This window comes from Arthrobacter sp. AIWTK1, assembly GCF_056680535.1.
Genome location: NZ_CM155287.1, coordinates 3,866,834 through 3,879,913, shown reverse-complemented (window position 1 = coordinate 3,879,913; position 13,080 = coordinate 3,866,834). Strand labels below are relative to the sequence as shown.

Sequence of the window (13,080 nt, the reverse complement as noted above, 5' to 3'; positions counted from 1 at the left end):
TGCCGCGCTGATGCATTCAGGTTAGGGCTTGGACGCGAACCGGGGTCAGAGCACAAAGTCACTGAACGCCCCGTGGCCTTCCGGGGGATGCCCGGCTTCAGCCGGACTTTGGACCCGGTTCCGGTTCGGCCACTTTGGAGTCCTGGCCCACCACCAAAACAGGGCAATGGGCGTGCGCGGCACAGGCGCCGCTGACGGATCCCATGACCTGGGTGAGGAACCCGCCTTCCCCCCGCCGGCCCACCACCAGCAGCTGCGCATCGCGGCTTTCATCGACCAGGGTCTTCGCCGGCGGACCGAACTTCACGGTGCGGGACAGCCGCGCCGGGGGTTCTGACCCAAAGGCCCTCTCCACGGCCTGGTCCACCAGGCGCTTGGCTGTCTCTTCGAGTTCCTCCATGCTGGGGACCCGCCCGGCAGGCATGTGCGAAGCGAGGTAGAAATCAGAGGTGCCCAGGCATGTGATGATCTCCAGCGGGGCGTTGAGGCTTCCGGCCATTCGTCCGGCGAGCTGCAAGGCAGCTGTGGAGAATTCGGAGCCGTCCACGCCCACCACAATGCGTTCTTCAGTGTTCATGGGTTCCAGCGTGCGCCGCCCGGCACCCCTTGCCTAGGGTCCAAAGTCACCCGGGGTTCCTCCATGACTTTCGGCTCTATTGACTTAACCGTCCGAGGGACGATCCTTAATATCAATCCGGTTCGGAGGTCAATGATGCCGCTTTCTGAACATGAAAAGGACATCCTCAGGCAGATGGAGCAGTCGCTTCACGAGGACGATCCGCAATTCGCCGCGCGCATGGAGGGCCAGGCCTGGTCGCTGATGCGTCGGATTGTCCTAGGTGCCCTGTGCGTGGTCTGCGGATTCCTTGCGGTGATCGCCGGCGCCGCCCTGCAGCTGATGTATTTGGGCGTCGCGGGCTTTGCCGTGATGGTTGCGGGCGGCTACTACGCATCGTTTGGCATCAGCCCGAGCAGGCTCCCCTTCGGACGCCCGAGCCTGGGTCTGCCGGGCCAGTCGCAGCACATCTGAGGACCATCACCCATGACTTCACGTAGCCAGGTGCCAGCCGCTGCCCCGGCTGCCGGAGGCTCCCTGAACGGCCGGAGGCTCCTGCGCCGGGCCTGGATCGCCGTTGCCGCCATCCCCGTCGCGTTCGTGGCCGGAATGGTCATCGGCGAAGGGCTGCTCTCGCTGCAGGGATACACAGGTGAGGACACTGTTCCCCTGGGTGTCGTTGCGCTCGCGGCGGGGCCGGCCCTCGTGGTGATCCTGGCGCCGGAACTGGCTGCGGCGGTGCTCGGATTCAGGGCGCGGGGCCGTGGTGAAGCGCGGGGCATCATTCCGGCAGTCATCGGCATTGTGGCGGCCGCCTTCACCATCCTCACGAACACCCTTCCCCTGCTGCTCCGGGCCGGCTGAGGGCTGCCGGCAGGCAGGGGCGTACTTTCCTAGGACTCAGAGGGCCATGCAGAAGGGCTGCATCCATGCCGCTGCGCCTCTAGGGTGGAATGACGACGGCGGCACACGGTCGCGGAAGACCGCTGTCCGCCAACTACCCAGAGGAGTTCCTGATGAGAGTTGCTGTAACCGGAGGAAGCGGAAAACTGGGCAGGAGCGTGGTGCGCAGGCTCACCGAGGACGGCCATGACGTCCTGAACCTGGACCGCACGGGCACCCGGGACCGCGGCTTCACCGAGGTTGACCTGCGCAACTACGGGCAGGTCCTGGACGTCATCCTGGGCCTCGATGACCGCCACGAAGGATTCGACGCGATCGTTCACCTGGGGGCCATCCCGGCTCCGGGCCTCGCGCCGGACGCGGCCACGTTCGAGAACAACATGCTTGCCACCTACAACGTCTTCCAGGCGGCCCGCCGGGCCGGAATCAAGAAGGTGGTGTACGCCTCCAGCGAGACGGTGCTGGGACTTCCGTTCGACGTCGAACCTCCCTATATCCCGGTGGATGAGGAATATCCGGCACGGCCGGAAAGCACCTATTCGCTGGTGAAGCACCTGGAAGAGCAGATGGCGATCCAGCTGACCCGATGGGACCCGGAACTGAGCATCACCGGCCTGCGGTTCTCCAACGTGATGGACCCCGAGGACTATGAGGCTTTTCCCTCCTTTGACTCTGACGCCACGCTGCGGAAGTGGAACCTGTGGGGCTACATTGACGGCCGCGACGGCGCCCAGGCCGTGGCCCGCGCACTGGAAAACGGCAAACCGGGATTCGAGGCGTTCATCATCGCCAACGAAGACACGGTCATGAGCCGGTCCAGCTCCAGCCTCGCAGCGGAGGTCTTTCCGGGCGTCAAAGTGGTCAAGGAGCTTGGCGAACACGAAACCATGCTGTCCATCGACAAAGCCAAGCGCCTCCTGGGGTTCGCTCCGGAGCACACGTGGCGCACCTACCACTCGAACCGCACCACACCCACCGAAGACTGAGGAGAACTATGCAATACCGCACACTAGGCAACAGCGGCGCCGTGGTTTCCAATTACGCGCTGGGCACCATGACCTTTGGCGCCGAAGCCACTGAGGAAACGTCCTTCGCCATTCTTGATGACTACTTTGCAGCGGGTGGCAACTTCATCGACACCGCGGACGTCTACAGCCAGGGCGTCTCGGAACAGATCATCGGCCGCTGGCTGGCCGCCCGTCCCGAGGTCAGGGACCGTGCTGTCCTGGCCACCAAGGGCCGGTTCCCCATGGGCCAGGCCCCGAACGACCTCGGAACCTCCCGCCGCCACCTCACCAGAGCGCTCGATGACTCGCTGCGCCGGCTCGGCGTCGAACAGATCGACCTGTACCAGATGCACGCGTGGGACCCCATCACGCCGCTGGAGGAGACGCTGCGCTTCCTGCATGACTCCGTCAGCAGCGGCAAGATTGCCTACTACGGCTTCTCCAATTTCCTCGGCTGGCAGCTGACAAAGGCGGTGCACCTGGCCAAAGCCCACGGCTGGAGCGCCCCGGTGACCCTTCAGCCGCAGTACAGCCTGCTGGTCCGGGAGATTGAATCCGAGATTGTTCCGGCGTCGCTGGATGCGGGGATCGGCCTGCTGCCGTGGTCGCCCCTGGGCGGCGGCTGGCTCTCCGGCAAGTACAAGCGCGATGAGGCTCCGGCCGGCGCCACCCGGCTGGGCGAGAATCCCCAACGCGGCATGGAAGCCTGGCAGGCCCGCAATGACGATCCGCGCACGTGGGAGGTCATTGGCACCGTTGAGAAGATCGCCGCGGACCACGGTGTGAGTGCCTCGCAAGTGGCACTGGCCTGGCTGGCGGACCGCCCGGCAGTCACGTCCGTGATCCTCGGTGCCCGCACCACGGAGCAGCTGGCGGACAACCTCGCAGCCGCGGACCTGGAGCTGACGGAGGAGGAAACCCGGCGGCTGACCGAGGCCAGCCAGCCGCGGGTGGGCGTGTACCCCTACGGCCCCATGGCCCAGGAGCAGCGGAACCGGAAGGTTGAGGGCGGCCGCTAGGCCGCAACCAGCGCCAACCAACTGACAAGGGAGGCCGACGGCGGCAGGCGACTGCCGCCGTCGGCCTTCCTTTTCTTGTCACCAAACCGCCGCCGCGGTAACTGCCGGGGGATAGGATCTGTTTACTATTCGCTGGGGGAGGACGGTTTACGTGGCAGGGTCTTATGTGGCGGGGTCGCAGCAACGGAACGTCGCCATTTTCCTGGACATGGAGAATCTCTTTGGCGGGTACAAGAACGACGTCACGTCCGTACCGCTGGCCACAGTCGTGGGTGACATCGAGAAGGTGGTGGGGGAAACAGGCCTGGGCGGGCAAACGGCGCTGACGAGGGCCTATGCCAACTGGGGCAGGGCGGACATGGCCGGCTACCGGAGCCAGTTGCTGGCCCACAACATCAAGCCCGTGCAGATTTTCTCGTTTGACCAGAGCAGCAAGAACGCAGCGGACATTGAACTGGTGGTCGACGCGCTGGAAGTGGCCGCTGACATGCCGTGGATAGAGCTCTTTGTGATTGTCAGCGGCGACGGCGACTTCGTCCCGCTGCTCCGGCGCTTGCACGCGCTGGGCAAGCGTTCGCTGGTGGCCACCACGTCCCAGCCGAAAGCGGGTGTGGTGAACAAGGTCCTGCAGTCGGTGGCCGACTACTTCCATGTCATTGACGTCCCGGCGCCGGCTGCTGCGGTGGTTGCACCTGCCGTGAAGAAGCCCCCGGCGCCGGCCAAGCCAGCGAAAAAGAAAACCGGTGCGCAGCACGCCGAGCTCGAACTCTACAAAGCAAGCGTCCAGGCGTTCCTCAAGGAAGACCCCACCTTGTGGGTGAACGGTTTGGTCAACGCACCCCGGCTCGGCCAGCTCCTGAGGAACCGCTGGCCCAATGTCACCTACAAGACTTTCGGCTACAAGACCTTGCGAGTGTTCGCTGAGGAAGGCTGCGGGTTGAAAGTTACCAGCGCGCCCGCCGGCAAGGCCGCGGCCGGCACCAGGGCGTGAGCGATGCCCTCAGCTGAAGCGAAGCCGTCAGTTGACCGGTAGCACTTCGTAGCCGTCGGCCTGGGAGACCAGTTGCCGGCCGTGGTTGCCGTCGAACCGCAGCCACATCACGGAGGAATCCTGCGTGGCGTCTTCCACCTCGCCGGTGCGGACCAGCCGTCCGTCAAGCCGCAGCTCAACCCGGCTGCCAATCAGCTCCTGCCAGGTGGTGGTCGGTTCAGGGGCGGGGCCGGCGGAGTTCATCCCGGGTCCAATCTGTGCGCGCTAACAATTATGGAATGCTATCCACCGCCGGGCTGTGAAGCAAATCACATTGGCCGGCGGATTAACCCTCCGCGTCAGACTTCGACGAGGAACGGCGTGGGTGCATACCGCACGCCGTTGATCTGGAGCTCCAGGGCGTGGCTGCCGGGGTGGTGGACCCGGGTGGTCATCTGGCGGAAGGCGTGGCGCTTCGACACCGTCCTGGTTTCGCCCGGGTCCAGGGTCAGGGCGGCCAGTTTGAAAACCTTCTCTGATTGGGAGCCATTGGCCTTCATGTAGTGCACGACGTAGTCCACCGCGAGCCTGGCCGGTTCTGCGCCCGTATTGGAGACCTCAAATTCAAAGGCGAGGTCCGCCGGCAGCGCCACGGTATCCCGGTCCAGCCTCGGCGGGGTGACGGAGAGTGATGCCGGGGCGAACCCCTGCAGGGCCAGTGCGCCCGGGTGGGCCTTCTTGACGAGGGTGCGCAGTCCGTGGCGGACCACCCACGGCGTATTGGCATCCGGCGCCTCAGTCCAGGCGGCAGCCGCGGCCAGCACCGTCTCAGGAGCGTGGCGTGCCAGGTCGTTGAGGTGGTTGGCCACCGAACGCCGGACGTACTCGTGCGGGTCCCGGTACAGGGCATCGAGGATGGGGACCGTTGCCTCGGGCCGCTGGACCAGGCCCGGGACCCGCACTGCCCAGGGGAGGTAAGGGCGGGTACCTTCGCTGGCGAGGCGGCGCACATGCTCATCAGGGTGGGCGGTCCAGGTCAGGACGACGGCGAGTGCGCGGTCCAGGTCGGCGGCCAGCAGCCGCCGGATGGCGAATTCCCCGGTCAGCCGCGGGGTCAGTTCGGCCAGAAGCTGCAGGCAGTCTTCAAATTCGGCGGACGCGGTTGACCCGAGGGCCAGCGTTACTGCTGTTTCCGTCACCGGCCAGAGGGTCCAGCCGGTGAAGCCCGGCTCCCGGAGGGCGCTGCGGAAGACACGCGCCGCCGTCGGATAATCCCCCGGGCCGCCCGCAGCGGCAAGGTCGGCCAGCAGCCCGCGGCTCACGTGGTCCGTGCGTTCGCGGAGGCTCAGGTTCCCCAGCGATGCGCCGGCACTCGAGGCGTTGGACCAGGAAACGCCGGGGGCTGCATCCGCGAGCACGCGAACCAGCCGGCCGACGGCGGCATGGTCAATCAGTTCGTTCATGGCACCCATGCAAGTCAGGCTACAGTCTGCGCCCGGGCTGCAGTTGCCGCCGTCCCTCGGGCCGGCAGCCGGCCGGTCAGCCCGGATCCTCCGTGCCGCCGCGAGCCAAATCCCCGGAATCGGGATAATCTCAGCGGACACAAATTTTCAAGACTGCATAGGCGGAAGCGGGACATGGCTGAAGATCGATCACGGAAATCGCCCCACTGGTGGCGGGTCTTCCACGACAAATTCGTGGTCGAAGAGCGGTACATGAGTGCTGCCTCCCGGAGGAACCTCTACCGCATCGCCGTGATCCTGATGATTGTTGGCGCAGTGCTCTTCTCGCTCGCCCTGACGGGGGTGCTCGGAAAAGACGGCCTGACCTTCATGGACGAGCCCGTCAGGGCGTGGCTTGTCACCCAGCGGTCGGAGCCCCTCACCGCCGCCATGATCTTCCTGGCGATCGTGTTCGGGCCGGTGGCGCTGCCGATCATCGTCCTGGTGGTCACGGTGGCCTGGGGCCTTGCCGCGAAACACGCCTGGCGGCCCCTGCTGCTGGCCGGGGCCATGCTCACCGGAGTTGCGCTGGCCCAGATCATCGGCAGGTCGGTCGGACGGCAGCGGCCGCCACTGGACCTCATGCTGTTCGGTCCCGACGTCACCTTTTCCTTCCCTTCGGGGCACGTTCTCGGTGCCTGCGACTTCCTGTTGGTGACCACGTTCCTGATCTTTTCGCGGCGGCAAAGCACGTGGCCGGCGGTGGCCGCCTTCGCCGTAGCCGTCTTCGGGATTTTCCTGGCTTCCATCAGCCGGCTCTACCTGGGCTACCACTGGGTCAGCGACGCCCTGGCCTCGCTGTTCATCTCCTTCGTGGTGCTGGGCGCCGTCATCGCCCTGGACACGTGGCGGACGGCGCGCATCCCGGGGGAACAGATCACCGGGGAACTGTCCAAGGCCGATACGGTAGACAGCTAGCGCCGGACGGCCCGCGTTGCGTTCCGGCGGCCGTCCCAAATCCCTGGTCAGCCCCGCGGGTGGGAGTCCCCTGAGCGTGAGCGGGCCTTTTTCAGCTCGATCCTGAGCTTGGCATTGGCCGCCTCGAGTTCCAGGACCTTCGCCACTCCGGCCAGGTTGAGCCCTTCGTCCAGCAGTTCACCGATGCGTTTCAGTACGGCGAGATCCGCATCGCTGTACTGTCGCGTCCCTCCCGAGGTGCGGTCCGGAGTGAGCAGGCCCTTCCGCTCGTACAGCCTGATGTTCTGCTGGCCCGTTCCCACGAGATGGGCCACCACGGAGATCGCATACAGGCCCGTTTCTGCGTTTCGCTCGGCCATGATCCTCCCCGAAAATTCCCTGCATATTGGTCTTGCAACAGTCTCTCACCGGTGCTATAAAAAATCTATACCCACCACCATAGATATGGCAGGCGGGTACCGCCAACGAAAGACAAACCACATGCTGAAGGAGTGGGAAATGATGTTGATGCGTACGGACCCGTTCCGTGAACTGGACAGGCTAACCCAGCAGGTGTTTGGAACCGCGGCACGACCCGCGGCCATGCCGATGGACGCCTGGCAGGAGGACGGGGAGTTCGTGGTCGCGTTCGATCTGCCGGGAGTGGACATCGACTCCGTGGACCTCAACATTGAGCGGAACGTGCTGACTGTGCGGGCTGAACGGCGCGATCAAACTCAACCCAACGTGGAACTGGTCGTTTCGGAGCGCCCCCGCGGCGTCTTCAGCCGCCAGTTGATCCTCGGCGAAACCCTGGACACGGACAACGTCAAGGCCAGCTACGACGCCGGTGTCCTGACTCTCCGTATCCCCGTTGCCGAACAGGCAAAGCCGCGCAAGATCGAAATCGAAACCAAGAACGACAAGATGCACGAGATCAGCACCTAATCGCCATCGAAAGAGCGCCAGGGAAGTTCGCGGGGCGGCAGCCGGTAGGCGCCGGCAGCCGCCCCGCCACGCAGCGGACGGCGTGGGACGGCCATGAACAACCAGTTGCCTGACTACTACGGCGTACTCAGCGTGGCCAGGACGGCCACGAGGCAGGAGATTTCGCGCGCGTACCGGGCGCTGATGCGCCTCCACCATCCTGACGTCGAGGGCAGGTCCAGCGGCGGGGGCAGCTCCGCCGGTGCCGGCCCGGACCCCAACGGGCTGCTGGGCATTATGGAAGCCTTTGCGGTGCTGGGCGATGCGAAAACGCGAGCTGAATACGACCGCGCACTGTCCGTTGCCCACCCCGGCCGCGGCGGACCCCGCGAGGTTCCGGTACGCCGGGTTCATACCCCGCAGCCTCCGCTGCTGCGGGTCACACCAGTGCTTTGGGAGCGCGGCCCCTGGCCGGGCACCGGTTAGTTAAAGAAGGAGCAGTCCATGAGCGCCTGGCGCCGTTATGATTCCCATCTGATTCCGGCGTTCCATGAACGCTTCGAGCAGCGGTGGGGCGTGGGTACAGCCCCGTTCCTGGATCCCGAGGCCCATGAGGAGCCGCTCCCGCGCGCCCAGTGGATCCATCCTGAGACGGGTGCGGCGCTGGCCGTGGTGCCCATCTGGACCCCGGATGACAGCCAGCACCGGTCCTTTGGAGTCTTCTATCTTCCCCCGGCCGGTGACATCTGGGTGCTTCGCCCGGGCTTCACGGGCTACCTTGAACCGGCCGCGGGTGACACGGAGCACCTGATTACGCTCCGCAACGATGCCTTCAAAAAGGCCCTGGCCCACGCCAAGGAATTCCTCTTCGGCTCCGACGCCGCGGTGCACTAAAATCAGTCCACCACCCGAAACTACATAAGGGATCACGCAGATGAACTACTCCGCCAAAGACCTGGCTGCCAGGATCCCGCCATCATTCACCCTGGGCGTCGCCACAGCCGCCTTCCAGATTGAGGGCGCCCTCGACGAGGATGGCCGCGGACCGTCCGGGTGGGACGTATTTGCGAAGAGGCCCGGGGCAATAGTGGACGACCACAGCCCTGTCACGGCCTGTGACCACTACCACCGCATGCCCGAAGACGTTGCGCTGATGAAGGAACTGGGGGTGGATTCCTACCGGTTCTCACTGTCCTGGTCCCGTATCCAGCCCGGCGGCAGCGGTCCGGTCAACCCGAAGGGCCTGGACTTCTACGACCGCCTGCTGGACCAGTTGCTGGCCAGCGGTATCTCACCCATGGTGACGCTTTACCACTGGGACACCCCGCTGCCGCTCGACGAATCCGGCGGCTGGATGAACCGGGATACGGCGTACCGGCTGGGCGAGTTCGCGTCCATTGCCGCAGCGGCCTTTGGCGACCGCGTGGCACGCTGGGTCACCGTCAATGAGCCGGCCACCGTGACCACCAACGGCTACGCCCTGGGCCTCCATGCTCCGGGCGAATCGCAGTTGCTCAAGGCGTTGCCCACAGTGCACCACCAGCTCCTAGGCCACGGCCTGGCCTTGCAGGCCCTGCGCGCAGCCAATGTCCCCGGTGAAATCGGCATGACCAATGTCTATTCGCCCATGGTCCCGGCCTCGGTCAACCCGCTGGACAAGCTGAGTACGGCGCTCATGGACGTTTTCCAGAACAGGCTGTTCGCGGATCCCGTGCTGCTTGGAAAGTACCCTGACGTTATCCGGGCCGCCACGTTCTTCAGCTCGTTCAGCCCCTCCGACGAGGACATGAAACTGATCTCACAGCCGCTGGACTTTTACGGGCTCAACTACTACATGCCGACGCGGGTTGCGGCCGGCCCCGGTGACGGCGCGGTTCCCCCCGGCATGGCAGAGGCGATGGGTGACGACCTCAGCGGCAGTGCTCCCGGTGCGCCCTTCCACATCACCGAGTTCCCGAACGCGGAGACCACGGCGTACGGCTGGCCGATCAGGCCCGACTACATGCCCGTTGCCCTCGCTGAGATGGCCGAACGCTACCCGGAGCTGCCGCCCGTCTTCATCACCGAAGGCGGAGCGAGCTTTGAGGATCTGGTGGTGCGGGACAGGGCCGGGGACCGGATCATCATTCCGGACGAGCGCCGCCTGCGCTATCTTGCCGACCACATCTCCAACGCAGTGGAGGCCACCAGCCCCGGCGGGCCCGCGGAATCGATCGATCTCCGCGGGTACTACGTATGGTCACTGCTGGACAACTTCGAGTGGTCCGCGGGCTACAAGCAGCCTTTCGGGCTCCTGCATGTTGACTTCGAGACAATGGCCAGGACGCCCAAGGCGTCCTACTACTGGCTCCAGGAACTGCAGGAAGCCCGCAAGGAGGCTGCCGCCAAAGCGGTGGGCGAGAGTGCCGCCGGGGAACCGGAGCCCGTGGCCTGAGCCCCCAGGCTTGCACAGCAGGGGAGGCCGGCCGGCGAGCGTACCGGCCGGCCTGTCCCGGATCAGACGATTTTGAGGTCTGCGAGGCCCCTGGTGATGCCGGCGCCGTCGGGGGAGTAGATCCACGGGACGGTGGAGCCGGTGTGGTCACCGTTCTCCGAGTGGCCGCCGGCCAGCACGGACTCGCCGACCGACAGCTGGCGGATGGCAATGGCGGCTACGCGGTCGCCGTGGTCCCGGGCGAACCTCGAATAGATCTGCTCGTCGTGCTGGCCGTTGTCGCCGATCAGCAGCCACCGCATATCCGGGAATTCCTTGGCCAGACGCTCCAGGTTTCCGTTCTTGTGCTCCTGGCCGCTGCGGAACCAGCGGTCCTGGGTCAGCCCCCAGTCCGTCAGGAGGAGGGGACCGGCCGGGTACATGTTGCGGGTCAGGAACCTTGCCAGGGTGGGCGCGGCATTCCACGGTCCGGTGGACAGGTAGATCACCGGCGCGTCGGGGTGTTCCACCACCAGCCGGTCCATGAGGACCGGCATGCCCGGTGTGGCCATCCGTGCGCGCTCACTTAGCACGAAGGTGTTCCACAAGGCCAGGAAAGGCCTGGGCAGCGCCGTGACCATGACAGTGTCGTCGATGTCGGACACGATGCCGAACTTCGTGTCGGGGCCGATCACAATGATGTTGGCCTGGACGGCCTCGGTTCCTTCAGCCCGGAGGGTGGCTGTGTGCCAGCCGGGGGAGAGGGCCACGTCCACCACGGTGTCCACAAGGCCGCCGCGGTCCGCCTTGACGCGCGTGGTCACGCCTTCGATTTCGATGTCCACCTCGGTGAACTGCAGCGGCACGCTGGTGAAGGCCCGCCAGCCGCGGATGTTCTGGTTGCCGTTCTTCGCGGCGTGTTCGGCGCGGCTGCCCGGCTTCGGTTTGGTGGTCAGAACCACCCGGCCAAGGACCCGCACCCACGATGTGGAGCCGTACCCCTGGTACGCGACTGTCTGCGGAATAAAATTCCAGCGCCGGGCCAGCTTGATGCGGGCGCTGTTGACCGTGTCCGAGACCTTGTGAGCCGCCCGAAAGGCATGATTTCCGGACACCGATGATTCCTGCGACGCCAATTCCATGCCTCCACTCTGCCACAACGGCGTCCATCGCCAGCGGTGTTGTGCCACTAAGGCGCCGCACCGTAACAAGAGAGTCAGCCGTCGCCCAGCAGCCACCGCAGGGTGTCGGCGTTCCGCACGGCGTTGCCGCCGCCGTCGTTGTTGAAATAGGCGAACACGTCCTTGCCCTGGCCCTGCCACTCGCGGATGCGGCCAGCCCACCATCGAAGGTCATCGTCGGAATACGATCCCCCGTAGAGGTAATCATGGTCCGGTCCGTGCAGGCGGATGTACACGAACGGCGCCGTGGCCCGCAGGATGCAGGGCAGGTTGGCCCCGCTCATGATGCAATAGGCGGCCCCGTGGCGTTCCAGCAGGGCATACACTTCGGGATCGTCCCAGCTGGGGTGGCGGAATTCCACCGCCACGCGCACCCACCACGGCAGGGCCGCGAGGAAGTAGTCGAGCCGGGCGTCGTCGCGGGCGAAACCCGGCGGGAGCTGGACCAGCAGGACCGCCCGCTTGTCACCGAGCTCGTGCCAGCACCTGATGATCCGTTCCACCCAGATTTCGGGGGCGTAAAGCTTCTTCGCGTGGGTCAGTCCGCGCGGGGCCTTGACGGACATCATGAAGCCTTCGGGAAGGCGTCGGCGCCAGCTGGCGAACGATGATTCCCGCGGCCAGCGGTAGAAGCTCGCATTCAGCTCCACCGTGCCAAAACGCGCAACGTAGTGCTGCAGGCGGTCGCGTGCCGGAAGTCCCGGAGGGTAGAGTACGTTCTCCCAGTGGTCATAGCTCCAGCCGGACGTTCCGATGTGGATCCCCATGGCGTCTTTCGAAGTCAGTCAGCCGCCGGGCTCAGACTTCGCCGGCCCAGTCCTGCGCGTGCGGCGCAAACGCGTCTTCCCAGCGCCGGCGCTCGGTCTCCGGCAGCGGGCCGCGTCCGACGGCGGCCGCCGCGGCCTCCAGGTTGCGCACCTTGGACGTACCCACGATCGCCGTGCTCACCCCCGGGCTGAAGGCCGAGAACCGCAGAGCGGTGCCCTGCCAATCATCGGTTTCCGGTTCGACGTCCATCCTGCGCAGCCGTTCCCAGTAGGTTTCCCCGTACACGCCCACGGGGCGTTCGTCGTGGCGCCACGGGGCGTTGGCCAGGGGCCGTTTGGCCACCACTCCCAGTCCCTGCCCTCCGGCCGCGGGCAGGACGTCATTCCGGGATCGCTGGTCTGCGAGGTTCACGGAGGACTGCAGGGCGCCGAACACGCCGGCGGTTGCGGCCCAGGCAAGGGCGTCGTTCTCCCCGCTATAGCCCGGAACCCGGACTTTTCCGGCGTCAACGCAACGCAACAGCGCCTCCACTGCCTCTCCGTCCTGGAGGACGGAAAGCGGACAGGAGTGCAGGAACACGACGTCGATTACCTCGGTTCCCAGCTTCCGGAGGGCCTGGTCCACGCCGCCGGTCACCGCGGCCGCGCTCCAGTCCTCCGCACCGTCGACGTCGTATCCCACCTTGGTGGATAACACCACGGTGTCGCGTTGTCCACCAAGGTCGGATAGCCAGGAACCGATCCGTTCCTCGGAGAGGCCGTAGCCGCGTGCTGTGTCGATGAAGGTGACGCCCAAATCCAGCGCCCGGTCCAGCAGTCCGTGGGCCTCGCGCTCGCTGACGTCGTCATAGCCAATATGGCCGGCGCCGAACCCGAGGGCGGACACGCTGAGGGAAGAGTTTCCGAAGTTCCGTTGCAGCATGCCTTGGATAGTAGTC

Annotated in this window: 17 protein-coding genes; 10 read left to right on the top strand and 7 right to left on the bottom strand. The window is 65.7% G+C overall.

Translation table 11 applies throughout. The annotated features are described in order from the left end of the window. Positions 1 to 97: 97 nt before the first annotated feature. On the bottom strand, positions 98 to 577 hold the full coding sequence (locus AC1MDG_RS17805; protein ID WP_043484077.1) for a universal stress protein: 480 nt from the start codon (positions 575 to 577) through the stop codon (positions 98 to 100). 132 nt (positions 578 to 709) lie between these two features. On the opposite strand from AC1MDG_RS17805, the gene AC1MDG_RS17800 reads away from it, so the two are divergent. The 5 genes from AC1MDG_RS17800 to AC1MDG_RS17780 all read left to right on the top strand — a co-directional run bounded on the left by AC1MDG_RS17800 (position 710) and on the right by AC1MDG_RS17780 (position 4,476). Further along, entirely contained in the window at positions 710 to 1,030 is a 321-nt protein-coding gene (locus AC1MDG_RS17800) for a DUF3040 domain-containing protein (protein WP_052500613.1), read from the top strand. Between the two features lie 12 nt (positions 1,031 to 1,042). After that, complete coding sequence (locus AC1MDG_RS17795) at positions 1,043 to 1,420, top strand: hypothetical protein (protein ID WP_479805636.1); 378 nt, start codon at positions 1,043 to 1,045, stop codon at positions 1,418 to 1,420. Positions 1,421 to 1,572: 152 nt separating this feature from the next. Then, a complete protein-coding gene (locus AC1MDG_RS17790) occupies positions 1,573 to 2,445 on the top strand; it encodes an NAD-dependent epimerase/dehydratase family protein (protein WP_479805634.1) in 873 nt (290 codons plus the stop codon). Between the two features lie 8 nt (positions 2,446 to 2,453). Then, on the top strand, positions 2,454 to 3,485 hold the full coding sequence (locus AC1MDG_RS17785; protein ID WP_479805632.1) for an aldo/keto reductase: 1,032 nt from the start codon (positions 2,454 to 2,456) through the stop codon (positions 3,483 to 3,485). Positions 3,486 to 3,636: 151 nt separating this feature from the next. After that, positions 3,637 to 4,476, top strand: coding sequence for an NYN domain-containing protein (locus AC1MDG_RS17780; protein WP_479805631.1), 840 nt, complete (start codon positions 3,637 to 3,639; stop codon positions 4,474 to 4,476). A gap of 27 nt (positions 4,477 to 4,503) precedes the next feature. Here the strand turns inward: AC1MDG_RS17780 and AC1MDG_RS17775 are convergent, their stop codons facing one another. After that, positions 4,504 to 4,719 carry a hypothetical protein gene (locus AC1MDG_RS17775; protein ID WP_479805629.1) on the bottom strand — a complete coding sequence of 72 codons (216 nt, stop codon included), beginning with the start codon at positions 4,717 to 4,719 and terminating at the stop codon, positions 4,504 to 4,506. Positions 4,720 to 4,814: 95 nt separating this feature from the next. Further along, positions 4,815 to 5,927 (bottom strand): DNA alkylation repair protein, encoded by a 1,113-nt coding sequence (locus AC1MDG_RS17770; protein WP_479805627.1) that lies wholly within the window; start codon positions 5,925 to 5,927, stop codon positions 4,815 to 4,817. A gap of 165 nt (positions 5,928 to 6,092) precedes the next feature. On the opposite strand from AC1MDG_RS17770, the gene AC1MDG_RS17765 reads away from it, so the two are divergent. Beyond that, positions 6,093 to 6,875, top strand: coding sequence for a phosphatase PAP2 family protein (locus AC1MDG_RS17765; protein WP_479805625.1), 783 nt, complete (start codon positions 6,093 to 6,095; stop codon positions 6,873 to 6,875). Between the two features lie 47 nt (positions 6,876 to 6,922). Here AC1MDG_RS17765 and AC1MDG_RS17760 read toward each other — a convergent pair whose 3' ends face one another. Continuing rightward, entirely contained in the window at positions 6,923 to 7,234 is a 312-nt protein-coding gene (locus AC1MDG_RS17760; RefSeq protein ID WP_479805623.1) for a MerR family transcriptional regulator, read from the bottom strand. Positions 7,235 to 7,376: 142 nt separating this feature from the next. Between AC1MDG_RS17760 and AC1MDG_RS17755 the strand changes: the two genes are divergently transcribed. The 4 genes from AC1MDG_RS17755 to AC1MDG_RS17740 all read left to right on the top strand — a co-directional run bounded on the left by AC1MDG_RS17755 (position 7,377) and on the right by AC1MDG_RS17740 (position 10,215). Then, a complete protein-coding gene (locus AC1MDG_RS17755; protein WP_479809135.1) occupies positions 7,377 to 7,802 on the top strand; it encodes an Hsp20/alpha crystallin family protein in 426 nt (141 codons plus the stop codon). A gap of 93 nt (positions 7,803 to 7,895) precedes the next feature. Further along, positions 7,896 to 8,267: a J domain-containing protein gene (locus AC1MDG_RS17750; RefSeq protein ID WP_479805621.1), complete on the top strand. Its 372-nt coding sequence runs from the start codon at positions 7,896 to 7,898 to the stop codon at positions 8,265 to 8,267. An 18-nt stretch (positions 8,268 to 8,285) separates the two neighbouring features. Next, the gene (locus tag AC1MDG_RS17745) at positions 8,286 to 8,675 is read left to right on the top strand and encodes a hypothetical protein (RefSeq protein ID WP_479805619.1); all 390 of its coding nucleotides are present in this window, start codon (positions 8,286 to 8,288) and stop codon (positions 8,673 to 8,675) included. Positions 8,676 to 8,715: 40 nt separating this feature from the next. After that, the gene (locus AC1MDG_RS17740; RefSeq protein ID WP_479805618.1) at positions 8,716 to 10,215 is read left to right on the top strand and encodes a GH1 family beta-glucosidase; all 1,500 of its coding nucleotides are present in this window, start codon (positions 8,716 to 8,718) and stop codon (positions 10,213 to 10,215) included. Between the two features lie 62 nt (positions 10,216 to 10,277). On the opposite strand, the gene AC1MDG_RS17735 is transcribed toward AC1MDG_RS17740, so the two are convergent. From AC1MDG_RS17735 to AC1MDG_RS17725, 3 genes are all read right to left on the bottom strand, one after another. Continuing rightward, positions 10,278 to 11,336 carry an App1 family protein gene (locus AC1MDG_RS17735; RefSeq protein ID WP_479805617.1) on the bottom strand — a complete coding sequence of 353 codons (1,059 nt, stop codon included), beginning with the start codon at positions 11,334 to 11,336 and terminating at the stop codon, positions 10,278 to 10,280. 74 nt (positions 11,337 to 11,410) lie between these two features. Next, complete coding sequence (locus AC1MDG_RS17730) at positions 11,411 to 12,142, bottom strand: DUF72 domain-containing protein (RefSeq protein WP_479805616.1); 732 nt, start codon at positions 12,140 to 12,142, stop codon at positions 11,411 to 11,413. Positions 12,143 to 12,173: 31 nt separating this feature from the next. Continuing rightward, complete coding sequence (locus AC1MDG_RS17725; protein ID WP_479805614.1) at positions 12,174 to 13,064, bottom strand: aldo/keto reductase; 891 nt, start codon at positions 13,062 to 13,064, stop codon at positions 12,174 to 12,176. Positions 13,065 to 13,080: the final 16 nt, after the last annotated feature.